The sequence below is a fragment of the Planktothrix sp. PCC 11201 genome (assembly GCF_900009135.1).
Lineage (GTDB): Bacteria > Cyanobacteriota > Cyanobacteriia > Cyanobacteriales > Microcoleaceae > Planktothrix.
The window spans coordinates 351,907-370,608 of record NZ_LT797710.1 but is presented as its reverse complement, the minus strand read 5'-3'; the positions used below and the strand labels follow the sequence as shown (position 1 = coordinate 370,608).

The following is an 18,702-nucleotide window of genomic DNA, read 5'->3' as shown; positions in this document are numbered from 1 at the left end:
GAATTCAAATGGGGAATTAGCAAAGGATTATGCCGTATTCTATCATAAAAAAATCAGCAGTATTTTTAGGATTAAACCAGTGCGGAAATTTGTTGCGCTAGGGCAAAATCTTTTTTTGTTAAACCCCCGGCATCATGACTGGTTAAGCTAATTGTCACTTTATTATAGGAAATTTCTAAATCGGGGTGATGTCCAGCCGTTTCAGAAGGTTCAACAAGTTTATTCACAAATTCAATCGCTTGAATAAAATCTTTAAAGGTTTTGACTATTTTTAAATGCTTTCCTTCCACTTTCCACTCGGGAACTTGACTAGAAAGTTCTTGAATTTGGCTAGAATTGAGTAGTGCAACCATGGGATTATTTAGGATAAAAATAAAATAAAAAAATACTATCCGCCCTCACCCAGCCCTGGTTTTAGCCGTTGCCATTCCAGATCGGACGAGAGCGGTAAGCGCGGGTCTCTTGAATCGGAACCTGACTGCCGGAAGATCACTCTAATAAGTCCGGTTATCTAGGTCAACAAGTGTCCTAACAGAACAAAGACTTGGTACTAGAGGACAGCCCCGGCGCACAGCCGGCATTTTCCAATCAAGTGACCCATGGGTTTACTACCTTCAATCATGGGCATCACCTCCTTGATTCCCTAAACGGTTTAATTCGTTCAGTGTCTACGCTTTTCAAGATAACACAATATTTCAGAATTGCACGCCTCAATGGGTAAAAAAATCAAATACTTTCCTGGGGTAAAATTAAGATTTTGCAATCTATCGGGGAATAGGGAACACGGATTTAAGAGGATTTCACGGATTTCACGGATTTTAATTTATGTTAATCTGCATAATCCTGCTTGGCTAAATTCAAGTTTTCATAACATTCAAAGGGTTGATGAATCCAAGGATTATCCGCTAGATAATCTATATAATAATCCGGTGCGATCGCCGAACAACTTTTGTACCACAAAACGGCGGTTTTCATCTCTTGAATCTGGGGATAACGGAATTTTAACCAACCGATAGACTCTTGTAAACTAACCCCAGAATCAACTAAATCATCCACTAATAAAACCTGACTTCCTAAAGTGTCTGTTGTCATTGTTAGGTGTTCAGCGAGTTTAATTCCTCCTCGAACTTTTCCCCCGGCTCCAGAATAGGATGATGTGGATAAAATTGCCAGGGGTTGATCAAAAATCCGAGATAAAATATCCCCAACTCGCAACCCTCCCCGTGCCAAACAGACAATTTGATTAAATTGCCACTGGGAGTGATAAATTTTTTGGGCTAAGGTTTCAATTTTTTGATGGTATTCTGTCCAAGAAATATACAGATCGCTCATAATAGGTAATATTAAACACGCAAAGGATGTTCTAAATCCTATCAAATTATTAAGACATTTTCGATAAACATCGTTCTAAATAAATTTGAGCCACTTGATCCTGGGGATTGCGATCAAGACATTCTTGGAACAATTTCGCCGCCTCTGGGTAACGTTCTAAATAATACTGCATTAATCCATACTCAAAGGTAGTTTTGGTAACTAATTTCCCCGCTTTAATCCCAGGTAAATCCGCATCAAACACTTCATAGACGGTAACAGCATCGGATTTTCCTTTGACTTTTACCCGATCAATAATTCTAATCGCGTATTGATTGGCGTCTTCTAAAGCCATAAAAGTCCAATGGGTAATTAATAAAGAAACTCCATAATTTTTAGTTAAATTTTCAATCCGAGAAGCCACATTCACCGAATCACTAATCACCGTACTATCCAGACGATTTTTACCCCCCACAATTCCCAACATTAATCCCCCGGTATTAATCCCAATGCCAATTTTAATTGGGGGACGTCCGGGGCGTTGGCGGGTTTCATTATAGTCATTGAGTCGGGTAATCATTTCAACTCCCGCCCGCACAGAATCATCGGCAGAGCCACCAAATAATGCCATAATTTCGTCCCCAATATATTTATCAATAAACCCATAATTATCAACAATTGCCGGCTCCATGCGACTTAAAAAAGCATTAATAAATTTAAAATTATCTTCGGGGGTCATATCTTCAGACAAGCTAGTAAAATCCCGAATATCAGCAAATAAAATCGACATTTCTTTTTGAACCGCCGCCCCCAACTGCACCTCTACAATACTTTCATAGCCTAAAAAAGAAAGAAATTCATGGGGAACAAATCGCGCCGCTGCGTCAGTTAATTCAAATTCAGAATCTAGGGCCTCATCTAAATGAAGATTTAATTCTGAGAGTCTTTGCATAAATTGAATTCGTTCTTCTTCGGCTTGTTTTCGTTCAGTAATATCAACCACAAAACCTTCATAATAGAGTAATTGATTTTGTTCATTAAATACAGCCCGGGCATTTTCTGAAATCCAGATAATACTGCCATCTTTGCGGTAGGCTTTGAATTCAAATCCTGATACCTCTCCCTGCTGATCAATTAATCGTTTAAAATCCTGGCGGCGTTCATAATCAACATAAATTTCTTCTTGAACATTGGTAATCATCGACATTAAATCCCAGGGAGAATCATAACCTAAAATTCTGGCTAGGGCGGGATTTGCACTAATATAACGTCCGGTGGGTGTGGTTTGAAATAAGCCTTCACTGGCATTTTCAAAAATACTGCGATATTTTTCTTCAGCTTGTCTTAAAGCTCGTTCAGTTTGCTGACGTTTGGTAATATCTTGAAAGGCGAGAATTGCATAGGCTAAATCCCCCTGTTCGTCATAGGTTGGTGTCACCCAATTTTCAATCAAAATGGTTTCATCCCCTTGATTGACTTCTAAAATAAAGGTGGTATCTCGTGTAGAGTTAGAGAAATGATAATCGGGAATAGGGGAATAGGATTTAGGGTTCTCTGATCCGTTCAAATAGGCTTGATAAATATTAGATAAGGCATCACAAACCACCCCGGGAATCACTTTAGTTTTGAGCAACTCCTGGGCTTTTTGATTAGTATAATAGGGCTTGCCTGTGGGATCTAAAACAGCAACACCCACGGGAATTCCTTCTAAAAATTGTGTCATCTGTCGTTCATTATTTCTAACTTGAGAATACAGTTTAGCATTATCAATGGAAATTGCAGCCTGAGAAAATAGGATTTTCAGAACTTCTAATCTTTCTGGGGTAAACACTGCGGTTGTTAAGTTATTTTCAAGATACAGAATTCCAATCAATTTCCCTCTATTTTGAATCGGAGTCATTAAAATAGATTTAGATTGATGTTGTTCTAAATAGGGATCATGACGATATCGCGGTTCTTGACGAGCATCGGCTAAAATCACAAATTCTTGGGTTTGAATTACGGTATTGAGAATTAAAAGCGGTAGGTTTTCACTCTCCTCTATGGGTAGAGATTGTAACAGAGAATTAATTTCAATTGATTCTCCATTTAAAGGATTTAAACGGGCGATCGCTTCAATCACTAAGTTTCCCGATTTAGACAAAACAATACAACATTTTTGTGCTCCGGCATTTTGAATCACAACTTGAATTAATCGTTTCAAAAGCTGCTCTAAATCAATTTCTTGAGATAGGGCTTGAGAGGCTTTTGTCACCGTCGCTAAATCAAGAGCCGCCGAACCTCCATTACTACTTGATATAATTGTTTCTTCGGTATTTGTACTGATTGTAACTCCAGTTTTCGGGACAATAATTTGTTCCAAAATGGCATCTAAAAGTTGAGGATAACGAGATTCTAAATCCTTGACTTTAGCAAAAGCACCCCAATGGGCATAACCATAATAGGCATCAATTAGGTATACCCGAGCAATTTTTTCTTTTCCCCAATCTAAATAAAATTGAGCCGCTAATTCATAACCGAGGGCTTCTTCCTGAATAAATTGATGGGTTTTAGCCCAATCAATCGCTTGTTCAAAGGCTTCCATTACTTTAACATAATTCCTTGAGATCCGGTTATATTCGGCTTCTACTAAATAAAAATAATGGGAAAAATTCACCGGGGTCAAGGTTGAATAGATTTTTAGTTTTTTGAGATTTAAGGAAACTTTCTCTAAAATCTGGGACTGTTGCTCCGCAGAAGATTCAGAATATATGTTCAGATGAATTAAAGATTGATAGCAATAAAAAATCGGCAGGAAAACGAAATAGGTTTGTCTATCTAAATATAATTCTGCCTGTTGACACCACTCCCGCGCCTGTTGAAATTTCCCTAATCTATAGGTCAAAATCATAAAATTTAAAGCCAATTGAAACGGTATTTCCTGGGGAGAATGTCCAATTTCACTCATTTTTTGAATTTGGGTTTCAGCATGAATAGAAAACTTAAGTAGGGTTTGGAGCTCTAATTTCCCATTTAAAATTTGTAACTTTTGATCATACCGGGTCATGACCATAAGTTCTGATGGAGACTTAAAATCTCGAAACTGATTTAATAAATGCTCAATTTCCGACTCTAATTCCGATATATTTTTACCAATAATATTCGCTATTTCAATATAGGATTGAGCCAGACAATACCCCTGTTCAATATTCCCAAGTTCTCGATATTGGAATGGGTAAAGTTCCAGGGGTGATAACAGATTTTTTAAGGGATATTTATAGGGTTTGATCAGGGTATAAACTAAATTCTTGACATTGATTTTTAACTCATAATTTCCTAATTTGGCGGATAATTCTAAAGCCAATTCTCCCATTTGATTTCCCAATTCAATTTCCCCTTGGGTACAAAGCACAAATCCGAAAGCTGCATAGACTAAACTAGATAAAGCGGTATTTCCCCGTTGACAGGATAAATTTACTAATTTGATCACCCATAAGGGAAATTGTTCAGGGAGGGTAAGGTAAGCTGAAGGAAAAGTGGCGGTTAAAATAGTGAATAAACTCGCTAAATTAGGATCGGATAATTCGGGCAAATCCAATAATTCTAAAGGCGATCTTCCCGCTAAATAATTGATAAAATTTTGCTTTAATTCTTGCCAAGATTCCAAAGGAGAATCATCTCCCAAACTTACACCCAGTTGTTGACAAACAGCTAAAGCAAGATTCACCGCATTTTGATCTTGATGTTGACTTCTATACCCTTGAATCAATAACTCATAAATTCTCACTTGATCCGATAGGGTTTTAGCCCGTTCTAATACAGTCTTACCCCAGTCATTCAAAGATTCAAAATCTTGACTTAGAGCCGCAACTTCTGCGGCTTCTGTATACAATTCTAAAGTTAATTGATAGTCGGTTTCCCAACTATTGGCGGTCAATAATCCCATGCCGATCGCTAAATGTCCAACGGCCGTTGGATAGGCGGTAGTTATCTTTGCTTTGCGTCCTGCTATTAAGTTAAATAAAGCTAACTGATGACGCTCTTTTTGATCTTTAATTAAACCCACCCCTAAATTGAACTGATTAATAATATTGAGTAATTTTTCTGGTAAAAGTTCAGTTAAAATTGTTTCTATGGGTTGATCAAACTGTTTTTGAATTTGATTTAATAATAACTGTCCTATTTTTAAATGAGTGGCTTGTCGTTGAGAACTAGGAATTAAAAGATAGGCAGCTTGTTGAATTCGATCATGAATAAATTTATATTGATCAACTCCCGATTGTAATAGGGGTAAAGTTTCATCGGGATCAAATGCTGAACCCAAACCTACACCCATTTCTAGGGAATAAAAGGGATAAATTTCTTTAACACTAACAATTAATTGCACCTGAGCAGCAACTTCTAAGGCTTGTAAGATTTCTAAATAGGATATTTCTGTCACCGTTGCTAAATCAAAAGCATTAAATTGATGACCCAAACAGGCAGCGAATCTTAAAATTTCCTGGGTTGCTTCTGGTAATTGTTGTAATTTATAAATAATTAAATCTAAAATATTAGGATTGACAAAACGAGTTTTTATTTCTGTTAAATCACATTGCCAACCTCCCAGTAAATCTTGATTACCAAATGAAGATTGAGGGGGATGAAACCAGATTAGTTTTTCTGTATATAAAGACTGAAGAAATTGACGCACAAAAAGAGGATTTCCCTGGGTTTGTTGGCTGACTAATTCCGTTAGAGGTTGAGCGAATTCTAAGGAACAAACCAAGGTTTCTGCTATCATTTGATTAATCGCAAATTCTTCTAAAGGATTTAAAACAATCTGTTCAATCGGAGTTCCTAAGTTTTCCAAGGTTTGTAAAGTTTCCCTTAAAGGATGGGTTTCTCCAATTTCTTGATCCCGATAGGCTAAAATTAAAACGAGGGATTGGGATGAATTTTCAGGACTCATTAACACCTGAATTAATCTTAAAGATTCTATATCAGCCCATTGTAAATCATCCAAAAAAATAATTAAGGGATGGGGTGGTTGAGCAAAGACTTGGATTAACTTGAGAATTAAATGATTAAACTGATTTTGATCAAGATTTGCTTCTAATTCAGGCGTTAAAACTTGCTGGTTTAATAAAGATTTAAGTTCGGGAATAACATCTACGAGAACCTGGTTTTTTTCTCCTAATGCTTCTATCAGTTTGCTTTTCCAATCCTCAACTTTTGCCGGAGTTTCTGTTAAGATTTGTTGAATTAACTGTTTAATTCCTTGTACCCATCCCCCGAAGGGGGTATTATTTCTAAATTGATCAAATTTACCCGATATAAAATAACCTTGATTTCGGATAATTTTTTGATAAAACTCTTGAACTAGGGAAGATTTTCCAATACCAGATTGACCCGTAATTAAAATAATTTTGGATTGAATTTCTGGAAAAATTGAACTTAAACGAGCAAGTTCTGGTTGCCGTCCATAAAATTTATCAGGAATAATAAAACGATCATTTAAGTCCATTGTAGCTAGGGGAAATAGGGGAATATCCCCAATGGTTTCCCACTGTTCCAAACAAAATTCTAAATCATTTAACAGTCCTAATGGGGTTTGATAGCGTTCCTCTGGATTTTTAGCCATCAATTTTAAAATAATATTATTTAACATCAAAGGTAAAGAAGGCTTAATTTCAATTAAAGGTAACGGTAAGAGGGCTAAATGGGCATGAATTAACTCTAAAGGTTCAGAAGATTGGAAGGGAAGTTTGCGCGTGAATAATTGATAAAGGGTAACACCCAAAGAATATAAATCCGTACGATAATCAATGCCTCGATTGGTTCTTCCCGTTTGTTCAGGGGACATATATGCTAAGGTTCCTTCTAACCCTTGAGGATTGAAAGTTTCCTGATTTTGGTGGTCAAGTTGGGTAGAAATACTAAAATCGATCAGTTGAATTTTCAGGGTTTCGGGATGCACTAAAATATTTTGTAGCTTCACATCTTTGTGAATAATTTGATGTCGATATAACTGTTCTAAAATTCGAGTAATTTCAATGGAAATTCTCAATAATTCACCCAAGATTAATTCTCGACTCGCCCAATAATCTGCCAAGGAAATATAACCCTGATCCTCCATAATCAAGGCAAACCCATTGGCATAGGGTTCCAAATCCAGAATTGGAACAATTCCCGCTATATTTAGGTTTTTAGTAATCCGATATTGATTCCTAAATTCGATCAGGGATGCTACGGTTGGGTATTCACTGCGTAATAATTTAATCACCACAGGGCGCTGGTCGGACAAACGAATTCCACGATAAACGAGTGTTCTCGATCCGTTATAAATAGGGTTAAGAATCTGATAGCCAGGTAAAGTAATCATAACGGGATTCTCGCTTATCGAAACCGGAAAGGGGGTGTGGGTTAATTAACAGTTACCAGTTCAATTGTTATCGGTTAGGAAAGGCAAGTTACGAAGTGATTGGGGGTTAACGGCTGATGGTTGACCAAAAACGGACATCCCAAACTCTTTTAATCATAGTTGATCAGCGAGGGTTGTTCAGGGCTTGGCTCAAATATCCGACCATCGGGTAATATTGCCCCATTCAAAATTGCCTCTGTGCAGTTTACCCCAGGTCGAACAGTACCCTGGAGATTAGCATGGGAAAGGTTAGCCTGAGCTAGATTAGCCCCACTTAAATTAGCATCTTTTAAATTAGCACCCATCAGTTGTGCTTGACTGAGATCGGCATCCCTGAGATCTGCTCGCCTCAAATCGCAAAAATTCAATTGGGTTTGTTGTAAATTGGCACTAACTAACTTGACTCGCTGTAAGTTAGCACCGGTCATTTCCGTTTGGCTTAAATTCGCTACTACTAATTTAGCCTGCTTTAAGTTGGCTTGGGTCAGATTGGCATTTTGGAGATTAGCTCCAATTAAATTAGCATAACTTAAATTGACTCCAGTCAAATCCAAACCCGATAGGTTGATGCCTTGAAAATTGCGATCGCCATTTTTATATCTTCGCATCAGTTCCCCCCTCGTGCTAATACTAATATCCCGTTGAGGTGAAAATAACTGGGGAAACGTGAAAGTATTGCCACTTTTGATCACCTGTGAAACTTCTTCATAGAGCGGATAGGAACCTAAACCACTTAATCGTAACCAACCTCGAGAACGAGTCATGGCGACAAATAATTGATTGCGAAAATTGAGATTATTTTCAGCGATCGCAACTTGCTCTAAACCGACAAGATAAACCATATCGGCTTCATTTCCCTTAGCTTGATGAATCCGAGAAATGGTCACCCCGCCCTCACACCAAAATTGATTCCCATGGGTATAACTGGGTTTTAGAATATTACAATCTGCTGTTCCAGGGATAAAAATATCAATCCCTTGCTGAATTAAAAAGTTAGCAATATAGGTTTGCAATTGTATCGCTTCCCCACCGATTCCTAAAACAATGATTAAAATTTCTCGACTGGGGCGCAACCCATCAATTTTTAAGTTATAAACCAGGCGATCGCTTAAATCCATTAATTCCTCTGAACGAGAATGATAGGCTTCAAATTCAATCAAAGGTTTTTTCCATAACTGAGCCGTGGGATTCAGGGAATTTTCTTTAGAACGTTTTAAAGTAATCGTTTCTCCGGTTTTAACAGAAGCATTAACAAGAGATTTTTCCTTTGTTTTTGAAGCAGGTGAAATCACTTCATAACCCAGCATTTCCCAGTCTTTCGCCCAAACAGTTCCAGTTAATAATCCTTGGGGACGTAATAATCCCAAACCTAGGCCATGAGCCGCCGTTAAAATTTCCCCTGGAACTCGATAACATCGAGACATAATCTCTGTTTTTTGAATGCCATTGCCATATTCCCCTGTAACTAATTGTCCCAATTCATCCCCAAATAATTCACTCGCCGTGGGAATCTTTAAACTGTTTAAACTTTGGATTTCATCATAGGCCCAAATTAATCGTTTTTGCGGAATTTCAGCACTATGACCCTCGGAAACCGTCACCGGACGTAACGCTTGATAGGCCATCCAATAAAAAGGCTGTTTTCCCTCAAATTTCAGGTCATCATCCACCATAAAATCCTGACCTTCATCAATTAAAACCGCATCAAAAATAGCTGGAATTGTAGCTGATTTTAATAAATGTAAACAAGCTTCTGCTAAAGATTCATTTGCTTTTAAACGGGTAGTTTGTTGTAAACTTTGGCTCCAAATCCCCGCCGCCTGACAAATAGTGCGATAAAAACCCTGTTGGTCTTTTGCTCCCCAAGCATGGAGAACTTTTAATTTAGAATTCTGAGGGTCATAGCCAATTTGATTACAACTAAATCGCCTTAACCATTGATCCACCTGTTGTAAAATTATCTCATATAAACTGCGACTAAAAAATACTAATGCAATATCCCAGTCTGGGTATTTCAGGTGCATTTGTACCGCTTTTTGACATAATAAAACGGTTTTTCCTGAACCGGCAACTCCGCGAATTCGTTGTGGCCCTGGGGGAATCACCTTAGCAATTTGTTCCTGTTGTAAATCCAATTCAGAAATACGTTGTCTGACCGTCTCTAATACCGCACTGCGGGTTAAAGAGGGTTCTAAATAATCCTTGGGACTCAAAAAAAATCGACGGGTTGGTGTCCTCAACAACGGCGTCCCACTAATCACCGCCTTTAACGCCTGCCATTGTTCCGTGGACAGTTCCCCGCCTTTGGCGACCAACGGTGCTGTTTTGATCCGTGCGATTAAACCCAACCTCTCCCCAGTTTCCCCCGATTCTGTGATTAAATCTTCTTGAAATAAAATTGGAGGACAACTCGGGAGCAGGTCAAATCCCCGATGCTGCCATTGAGATTCCAGAATCCGAGGTAGGGCGACCAATACACGACCCGCAACGGCTCGACGGAGGATGGATTCTAAATGACAATATTCTAATAAGGCATATAATTGATGCTCAGCCTGTTGATAAGGGTTGGCTTGGGTGGTATAAAATTCTTGTAGTTCCCAGCAATGACCTCTAATCCCAAGAATTTGCTCAATTGTTATTGATTTTACCTCAATAATAATTAATCCCCATTCTGCATCTACGATTAAAATATCAGGTTCCTTACGAAACCGTCCCAGTTTCGAGAAAATCGGATAGCGCCAATAGGCAATACAATCTCGTTGGACAAAGCTTTGACAAATGCTAGTCCAGACCTGATATTCCGCCTGTTCTCCCGCTAAAAATAGAGGTTCAGTGGCAATGAATTTGCGTTCTTGGGATTTGCTATCTCCGATCATTTTTATCAGGTTTCTTGCGGGTACAGGTTAAACTAACAAAACGATTGATTCCCTTAATATCCACCCTAGCCGATCACAAATTTATTGAGTCTTATGGCTCCTTTTTATCGCCTGACCCTATTTCTATTGGTCTATATTGCCTCCTGGGGTGGAACTTCCTGCTTCAGTAGTCGGACTCTGGCTGCGGTTGACAACAAAACCCCAGCCCTGACAAACACAAGTGATCGCTTCACCACTCTACCTTTAGGGGGTTCCGATTTATCCTGGCAACTCGCCCAAACTAACCCCGAAAAACCCCCGACCCCAGACGCCAAAACACCCCCACCTGCCAAACAATCAGGTTTCCGTCTCCCCTCAAAAGCATTAATTCTTGGGGTAGGGGCTTTAATTGTCACGGTCGGGGCTATTTTAATCTTAATTCGGCTGATCAGTCCCTCCGAGCCCGAAGAAGGCAAAGTTATTGATATTCAGGCGCAAACCCTCCCCAAATCTGACCCCAGCCCAGCCCCATCGGTCAAGGAACCTCCCCAAACGGCTCCCACCGTGATCCAACCCTCTTTGTTCTCAGAACAGAATAGTCATCGGGAGGCGGCATTACAAATTGCTAAAACCGATACCCCACCGTCACCACACCCGGCGAGTTCCTCATTAACATCAGACCCTGCCCATGCTCCTAAACTCGATCCCCAGGAACAATGGATTAATGATTTAAAACAGACTAACCCCAATATTAGGAATAATGCCATTTGGGAACTGGCTCAAGCCGGAGATTCTCGGGCCATTCAAGCGTTATTAGAATTATTAATTAATTCTGACTCCAATCAACGCAGTTTAGTTTTAGCCGCTCTTTCAGAAATTGGCACTCGCACCCTAAAACCCCTAAACCGAGCGTTAAGTTTGTCCCTTCAAGATGAAAATGCAGAAGTCAGAAAAAATGCCATTCGAGATTTAACCCGAATTTATGATTTAGCCACCCAAATGAGTCAAATTTTACAACGAGCCATGGATGATCCCGATCCTGAAGTTCAAGAAATGGCAAAATGGGCAACGGAGCGATTAAGCCGCCTTCGTGCCGTTGACCGTCGTGATGAACCTTTAGGGTAATTATGAATTACGAATTACGAAATTCATAATTCCCTGTTGACTATTTTGTTTTAAATAAGAATTCATATTAATTTCAGTTCTTTCATTTGGGATAATAACCAACTGGCCATGGTTGCCCGTCGAGTATCCCGAGGGTTAAATTCTCCGATTTTATAACCCTTAAAACCCAATTCTTCCTTGAGCAATTGTTTATTCTCTGCGGGAATAGAACGAGTTAATTTTACCGTTGCGGGACGACTTTCGATAAAATCAGGAGGTGCGGGATATTCAGTTGTCCAATGGGGATCGGCATTTGTCCCATCCCATTGATCGGTTTCAGGATCATATCGATATCCTAGATAATACCAAACCAATTGATTCACGGTTGCATCATCAATATCTTGATTGATAATTGCCCAAATTGTATCGGTATTCAGGGGGGGAAGTTCCAGGGAATGGGTCATAGTCAAAAATTGAATCTTTCAGCTATTCCCTATTTAATCATAATTTTGCTTTTGAGGCGATCGCATTTCCTCGTTTAACTCAATTTTAACCAACTAAAAATCATCTCTGCTGTTAATTCTAAAATAATATATAGCAATCCTATTTGAGTTATGTTCAAAATTCCTGATCAAAAGGGAACAGGGAACGCCGGATCTGGGAACAGGGGTAATACTTCTGACTGTTTCATATCAGTATTGAAATGTTACAACCTATTTGGGATTGCTATAATTATATTTGATCAGTCGAAAAACTAGGTTTCAGCAAGCCATCTTGAGAAACCTAGTTTCGGAGAATTATTATGGATTAAAAAACTCACACCGACGTTTTAATAAGCTAAGGTTTCCAAAGTTTCCCGTAAGTACAAACTCACTAATTTATCTAAATTAGTAGTGGGTTCAATTAGGTTTAAATCCCGTTCTAATTCCCAGCGTTGAAAACCGGAACTAGATGCGATCGCCACTTTCAAACTTTGCCAGATTTGAGAATCTTCACCCCACTGATTTGAAGCGGAAGCGGCGTTATTCTCAAGGGTTGAATTTGCCATAGTTCTGTACCTCTTTAACAACAGTATCGACTTGATGGATCGAAAAATTCTGTCACCCGTGATACAGATTATCATTTAAACTGAGACAACTCAGTTGGATGAGGAATCAGAATGCACCGAAGACAGGAATTAATGTAACACTACTTAATAATACACAATTTTTGTCGATTTGGGTCAAGAAATGCTGATATTAAAACTATATAGCCGTTTTTGTAGCTATCTTTACAAGGATTAAGCTTAATTTAACCACAAAGACACGAAGACACAAAGAAGTTGTCAACACTAAAATTAATTGCTATAACATTTTTTCTAAAAACTGCTTTGCGCGTTCAGATTCAGGATTTTTAAAAAACTGTTCTGGGGGAGAATCTTCGGCCAGTAAGCCACTATCTAGGAATAAAATCCGGTTAGAAACTTCCCTGGCAAATCCCATTTCATGGGTAACAATTGCCATGGTAATTCCGGTTTTTGCTAAGGATTTCATCACCTCTAAAACTTCTTTAACCATTTCTGGATCAAGGGCGGAGGTGGGTTCATCCATTAATAAAATATCCGGTTCCATGGCCATGGTTCGAGCGATCGCTACCCGTTGTTTTTGGCCTCCTGAAAGTCGGGAAGGATAGACGTCTGCTTTCTCCGCCAAGCCCACTTTTTGTAATAACTCCATTCCCAAATCTTTCGCCGCAGATTCGGAGATTTTCTTAACTTTTATCGGAGCATAAATCACATTTTTTAAGACACTTAAATGGGGAAATAAATTAAAGTTTTGAAAGACCATTCCCACGGACTGGCGAATTTTATAAATTTCGGCTTTCGGATCAGTAATTTCCATGCCATCAATAAAAATACGCCCGGAGGTCGGGGTTTCCAGAAGATTCAGACAGCGTAAAAAGGTGGATTTCCCACAGCCTGAAGGGCCGATAATTGAAACAACCTGCCCTTTTTGAATGTCGGTTGTAATCCCTTTTAATACTTTTAAATCCCCAAAGGATTTATATAAGCGATCCACTATAACCGCCGAATCAACTGTTACTTTTGAGTTTGCGTTCAAGTCCATTTGCCCCCCAAGTTAAGGTAATAATCATGATATAATAAATAATAGCGACAAAAATCAAAGGTTCAAAGTAAATATACTTTTCTGCCCCGACAATTTGCGCCCGACGTAACATATCTTCCACCCCAATAACAGATACTAAGGTTGAATCTTTTAATAGGTTAATACTTTCATTCACTAAAGCAGGAAGAATGTTTCTGAGGGCTTGGGGTAAAATAATATCGACCATCATCAGTTGATATTGAATTCCCAAGGCTTCACAGGCTTCTTTTTGCCCTTTGTCAACGGCTTGAATTCCCGCCCGAATGGTTTCGGAAATATAAGCCCCAGAATTTAAAGAAAAGGCTAATATCCCGGCTTGAAAGGCGGTAATATCATATCCGGTGAGTTGGGGAGTGGCAAAATAAATTAAGGTTAATTGTACCAGTAGAGGTGTACCTCTAAAAATGGATGTATACGCTTGGGAAAAAATATTTAGGGGTTTAAGTGTGGAAATTTTAAAGAGGGCGAGAATTGTTCCCCAAATAAACCCAAAGAAAGCCGAAACTAAACTAAATTGTAAGGTAATAAAAATTCCGGCTAAGATATAGGGAATATTGGGCGCAATTTTATTAAAATCAAGTTTTAATCCCTTTCCCTGGGGAACTTCAGCAGTTTCTAAGCTGACTGGACGATCAAACCATTTCTTAGCCAGTTCCTCAATTTTACCACTGGCTTGCATCTGTTGAATCACCTGATTAAAGGGTTCGACTAAGGGTGAGTCTTTGGGAAAGGCGATCGCCGATCCTGCTGCTTCGGTATTGGGAACTTCGTGATAAACTAACCCTGGGTTCGCCGCGATATAGCCCCTAACAATAGTATTTTCTAAAACCCCCGCATCCAGCCGTTTTGATTTTAACTCCTGAATAATATCACTAGTTTTATTTAAAGGAATAGCCGTTACCCCCGACCAATTTTTAACCGCTTCCTGCTGAATTGAACCCAGTTGTACTCCGACTTTTTTGCCTTTTAATTGTTCGGGATTGGTATAATTTTGGGTATCGAGACTAACAATAGTATTTTTAGCTTCAAAATAGATATCCGAAAAAGCTACATTTTTTTTTCGCTCAGGAGTAGGGGTCATTCCTGCCATGACAAAATCCGCCCGTTTAGCGGTTAAAGCCGGAATTAAACCATTAAAATCTATACCATTAATTTTCAGATCGTAGCCTAATTGCTGAGTAATATATTTGGCAATATCTACATCAAAACCCACAATTTTATCGCCACTGGTAGCCGTATCTTTAAATTGATAGGGGGGATAATCTGGGGAAGTTGCCATGACTAGGGTTTTAGTTGTCCCCGAGGGTTTTTCCTGGGCAGAAATGGGGGGATGATGGCTAGTGATAATCCCCCAAATGACTAAGGTTGTCAGAAATAAAAATAGTAAATATTTAAAGGGTTTTTTCAAAATCATGTTGGGTTGATGTTTTTGCTCTAAAGATATGCGCTTAAGCGCAACAACAAATTATAAGATCAAACTACAGTGTTCAAAGAAATTCTGTCAAATTTGATAGTTTTCTCTACTTCTGATGCAACCCATAACAAACAAGGGAATACAAATTAAGGTTTAAATGTCAAGTCTAGCCAACCGAGAATTAATATTTTAGTTGACTCGCGCTGCAATCTCGACTTACGATAATCTATTGGAGATCTGAACGAATAAAACGGGAGAAAAAACCTGAATGCAGCATCGAGGTGTAACAGTATGGTTTACGGGTTTGAGTGGTGCGGGAAAAACCACCATTAGCCAAGCGGTTGCTCAAATATTCCAAGAAAAGGGATGTAACCTAGAGATTTTAGATGGGGATATAGTTCGGGAAAATCTCACCAAAGGTTTAGGATTTAGTAAACCGGATCGGGATGAAAATATCCGTCGGATTGGATTTGTTGCCCATCTCCTAACCCGAAATGGCGTAATTGTCCTCGTTTCTGCTATCTCTCCCTATCGAGAAATTCGGGAAGAAGTGCGGGAGAAAATTGGGGATTTTGTGGAAGTGTATGTGAATGCGCCCTTAACGGTTTGTGAAGGTCGAGATGTTAAAGGATTGTATAAACGGGCTAGAGCAGGGGAAATTAAAGGCTTTACAGGTATTGATGATCCCTACGAAGCCCCAACAAATCCAGACGTTGAATGTAATACCGATCACGAAGATTTATCCGAAAGTGTTGCTAAGGTCTTAAAAAAATTAGCGGATTTAGGTTATATCTCAAACGATTAGGAAAGGAGTTGACGATTAACTGTTAGGATCAAAAAAAAATCGATGGGAACCCAGGATTATGAACATCTCTAGGATAGGACAACAGCTTTATCGTCAATCAAGGTTATGGATCACAATAGTTTTGATCGTTGGTGTGACGTTGATGAGTTGTTCAGAATCCGCCCAGTCTGATCAAACCGTTAAAGTTAATCCTCAACTGGAACAGCAAATCCTGCAAGTGATTCGACAGCATCCAGAAGTGATTTTAGAGTCCGTTCAAGCCTATCAACAGCAACAGGACAGCCAACTACAACAGGCGCGACAAACTTTCTTGGATCAAATCAAAACTAATCCGAAAGCGGTGATTGGGACTTCCCCCTTTACGGGTTCAGAGGCTAAAAATATAGTCCTGGTGGAGTTTTCTGATTTTCAGTGTCCCTTCTGCGCCCGCGCCCACGACACTATTGGCCAGTTTATGAAGACTCACCAAGATCAGGTGACTCTGGTTTACAAGCATTTTCCCCTGACTCGCATTCACCCAGAGGCTCTACCCGCGGCCCAAGCCTCCTGGGCAGCCCAACAACAGGGCAAATTCTGGGAATACCAAAACGCTTTATTTACACAGCAGAATCAGTTGGGAGAGGCGTTATATCCGGCGATCGCTAAACAGTTAAATCTGGACGTAGAAAAATTTAATCGCGATCGCCAAAGCCCAGAAGCCAAGGCGGCCATTGATAAGGATATCCAATTAGGGGAAAGTTTGGGGATTTCGGGAACACCATTTTTTGTGATGAATGGTGAAACCTTCTCCGGTGCGGTGGAACTCTCTAAAATCGAAGAAGTTTTAGCCACGGTTAAAGCATCCCAAGGCCAGAAAAAGTAACCCCTAAACCCAGACTGTTCAACCCGAACTATTCAACCAAGCGCGTGAATCAAGAACTTGCACCTTTTGTGAGAAGCCGTGAACCCCTTTCTAGTTTGATTCTGTATCACTTGTTCAAGTGGTCGGTGGTCAGCCCGATGTTACACCTGTACTTTCAAGGTCGGATTTATGGTGCGGATCGGGTTCCCTTGGCGGGGCCATTAGTGATTGTGAGTAACCATGCAAGTGATTTTGATCCTGTCCTACTGGCGAGTTGTATGGGGCGTCCAGTTTCCTATATGGCCAAAGAGGAATTATTTGAAGTACCCATCTTGAAACAGGCGATTTCCCTGTATGGAGCCTATCCGGTCAAACGGGGTTCCCCCGATCGCAGTGCCATCCGGGCGGCGTTACAACAATTAGAAAATGGTTGGGCTACGGGGGTTTTTCTCCAGGGAACTCGCACCCCCGATAGTCGAATTACGGAGCCCAAATTGGGGGCGGCATTAATTGCGGCCAAGGCAAAAGTTCCCTTATTACCCGTGTGTTTATGGGGAACAAATGCCATTGTGAATCGGGGTTCCTATCTGCCTCGATCGGTTCCGGTTACGGTACGAGTGGGTAATTTAATTCCTCCTCCCGATTCTACCGACCGGGATGAATTATTGGAATTAACCCAACACTGTGCCGATGAAATCAATGCCCTGCATGATCTCGGACGTTAAGTTTTCAGCCTGATGAATTTTACCCCTCAATTTTTTATGGAAACTGAATCTTTAAGATCCCAACTTACAGAAAATCTCGATGAAGCGGAATGGGATTGGTTAACGCCCCACCTGGAACGGGAGATTGTAATTATTGTGGAATCCCAATTGGATTTATTAACTGTAGGAGAAGCGATCGCCCAGGATAACGCCCTTTGCGTCCAACATTGGATTAGTGAAGCGTTAATTCATAAACCCTCCCCGGAGCAAATTTTCCAATGGAATGATCAGCCAAAAAAACGATTTCAAGCCCTAATTGTGCAACCTTTTGTTTTAATTCAAGAGTTGTAATTTTGGGGTCAGTTGTTGCAAAATCGCCAGACTTTTTAAACCACTTCTCATCAGTTTTAATCCCGGAATTGGATGTTGTAATAACACTTTAATTAAGGGAAATATTTTTAATGTTCCACCATTATCAATCGCCGGGGTTAAATCGGGTAAGTCTTGAGAGAAATCATCACTTACAACCCTGACCATTGCCGCCTTAATTCCGGCTTTTGTTAGGAATTCTAAGAGAATTAATCCTTCCATATCCACTACTTCCACGGGATAAAGTTGGCTGAGTTTTTGTTTTTCGGTGGCGGTGGTAATCACTCGGTCAGTGGTTAACCCCCTGACTAAATGGGAGGAAATTAATTTCTGGTGTAGGAATAAAGCCAAGTCATAATCCCAGGGAAATGCAATATCCTTGGTATCTTCACCGGAATCTCTGGACATTAAAGGTAAACAATTTTGATAAATCACAACGTCCCCCACCTTCAGATGGGGAGATAAACTCCCACATAATCCCAGAACTAAAACCTGTAAAGAACGATTTTTAATAGCTTCCGAATTGAGCCATTTTTTTAAATAAACGGTCAGATATTGAGAACCCATCGGAATTGGTAAAATCTGAACATTTGATGATTCTACGAGTTGTAATCCTTTTAAAACTGCTTGATATTCTTGACCTTGAGGAACAAGAATAAAATTAAATGGTTCCATCCCCTACCCCGATCACCGGACTAGCTAGGAACAGAAAACCCTCAGAGCCCAGGGTATTAATTCTGTTAAATCTAGCCAAGAATTAACCTATTATCCTA

General features: G+C 39.7%; 14 protein-coding genes. 5 read left to right on the top strand and 9 right to left on the bottom strand.

Annotation, left to right across the window (positions count from 1 at the left end):
- Positions 1–71: 71 nt before the first annotated feature.
- The 4 genes from PL11201_RS20965 to PL11201_RS20950 form a co-directional block, all read right to left on the bottom strand.
- Complete coding sequence (locus tag PL11201_RS20965) at positions 72–353, bottom strand: 4a-hydroxytetrahydrobiopterin dehydratase (RefSeq protein ID WP_079680799.1); 282 nt, start codon at positions 351–353, stop codon at positions 72–74.
- Positions 354–828: 475 nt separating this feature from the next.
- Entirely contained in the window at positions 829–1,332 is a 504-nt protein-coding gene (locus tag PL11201_RS20960; RefSeq protein ID WP_079680798.1) for a phosphoribosyltransferase, read from the bottom strand.
- A gap of 49 nt (positions 1,333–1,381) precedes the next feature.
- Entirely contained in the window at positions 1,382–7,654 is a 6,273-nt protein-coding gene (locus tag PL11201_RS20955; protein WP_079680797.1) for an AAA family ATPase, read from the bottom strand.
- A gap of 149 nt (positions 7,655–7,803) precedes the next feature.
- Complete coding sequence (locus PL11201_RS20950) at positions 7,804–10,569, bottom strand: pentapeptide repeat-containing protein (protein ID WP_079680796.1); 2,766 nt, start codon at positions 10,567–10,569, stop codon at positions 7,804–7,806.
- 93 nt (positions 10,570–10,662) lie between these two features.
- On the opposite strand from PL11201_RS20950, the gene PL11201_RS20945 reads away from it, so the two are divergent.
- Positions 10,663–11,673 carry a HEAT repeat domain-containing protein gene (locus tag PL11201_RS20945; protein ID WP_079680795.1) on the top strand — a complete coding sequence of 337 codons (1,011 nt, stop codon included), beginning with the start codon at positions 10,663–10,665 and terminating at the stop codon, positions 11,671–11,673.
- A 62-nt stretch (positions 11,674–11,735) separates the two neighbouring features.
- Here PL11201_RS20945 and PL11201_RS20940 read toward each other — a convergent pair whose 3' ends face one another.
- The 4 genes from PL11201_RS20940 to PL11201_RS20925 all read right to left on the bottom strand — a co-directional run bounded on the left by PL11201_RS20940 (position 11,736) and on the right by PL11201_RS20925 (position 15,210).
- Entirely contained in the window at positions 11,736–12,116 is a 381-nt protein-coding gene (locus PL11201_RS20940; protein WP_079680794.1) for a DUF1823 family protein, read from the bottom strand.
- A gap of 365 nt (positions 12,117–12,481) precedes the next feature.
- Positions 12,482–12,700 (bottom strand): hypothetical protein, encoded by a 219-nt coding sequence (locus PL11201_RS20935; RefSeq protein ID WP_079680793.1) that lies wholly within the window; start codon positions 12,698–12,700, stop codon positions 12,482–12,484.
- A gap of 295 nt (positions 12,701–12,995) precedes the next feature.
- Positions 12,996–13,757, bottom strand: coding sequence for an amino acid ABC transporter ATP-binding protein (locus PL11201_RS20930; protein ID WP_079680792.1), 762 nt, complete (start codon positions 13,755–13,757; stop codon positions 12,996–12,998).
- The gene (locus PL11201_RS20925; RefSeq protein ID WP_079680791.1) at positions 13,723–15,210 is read right to left on the bottom strand and encodes an ABC transporter substrate-binding protein/permease; all 1,488 of its coding nucleotides are present in this window, start codon (positions 15,208–15,210) and stop codon (positions 13,723–13,725) included. The genes PL11201_RS20930 and PL11201_RS20925 overlap by 35 nt, the downstream gene beginning before the upstream one ends.
- Before the next feature lie 268 nt (positions 15,211–15,478).
- Between PL11201_RS20925 and cysC the strand changes: the two genes are divergently transcribed.
- From cysC to PL11201_RS20905, 4 genes are all read left to right on the top strand, one after another.
- Entirely contained in the window at positions 15,479–16,015 is a 537-nt protein-coding gene (gene cysC / locus PL11201_RS20920) for an adenylyl-sulfate kinase (RefSeq protein WP_079680790.1), read from the top strand.
- Between the two features lie 58 nt (positions 16,016–16,073).
- The gene (locus PL11201_RS20915) at positions 16,074–16,877 is read left to right on the top strand and encodes a DsbA family protein (protein ID WP_079680789.1); all 804 of its coding nucleotides are present in this window, start codon (positions 16,074–16,076) and stop codon (positions 16,875–16,877) included.
- Between the two features lie 137 nt (positions 16,878–17,014).
- Positions 17,015–17,581, top strand: coding sequence for a lysophospholipid acyltransferase family protein (locus PL11201_RS20910; RefSeq protein ID WP_079680788.1), 567 nt, complete (start codon positions 17,015–17,017; stop codon positions 17,579–17,581).
- A gap of 36 nt (positions 17,582–17,617) precedes the next feature.
- On the top strand, positions 17,618–17,911 hold the full coding sequence (locus PL11201_RS20905; protein WP_079681054.1) for a DUF2288 domain-containing protein: 294 nt from the start codon (positions 17,618–17,620) through the stop codon (positions 17,909–17,911).
- Here the strand turns inward: PL11201_RS20905 and PL11201_RS20900 are convergent.
- Positions 17,894–18,604 (bottom strand): phosphorylase family protein, encoded by a 711-nt coding sequence (locus PL11201_RS20900; RefSeq protein ID WP_079680787.1) that lies wholly within the window; start codon positions 18,602–18,604, stop codon positions 17,894–17,896. The two genes, PL11201_RS20905 and PL11201_RS20900, sit on opposite strands and share 18 nt — an antisense overlap.
- Between the last annotated feature and the right edge of the window lie 98 nt (positions 18,605–18,702).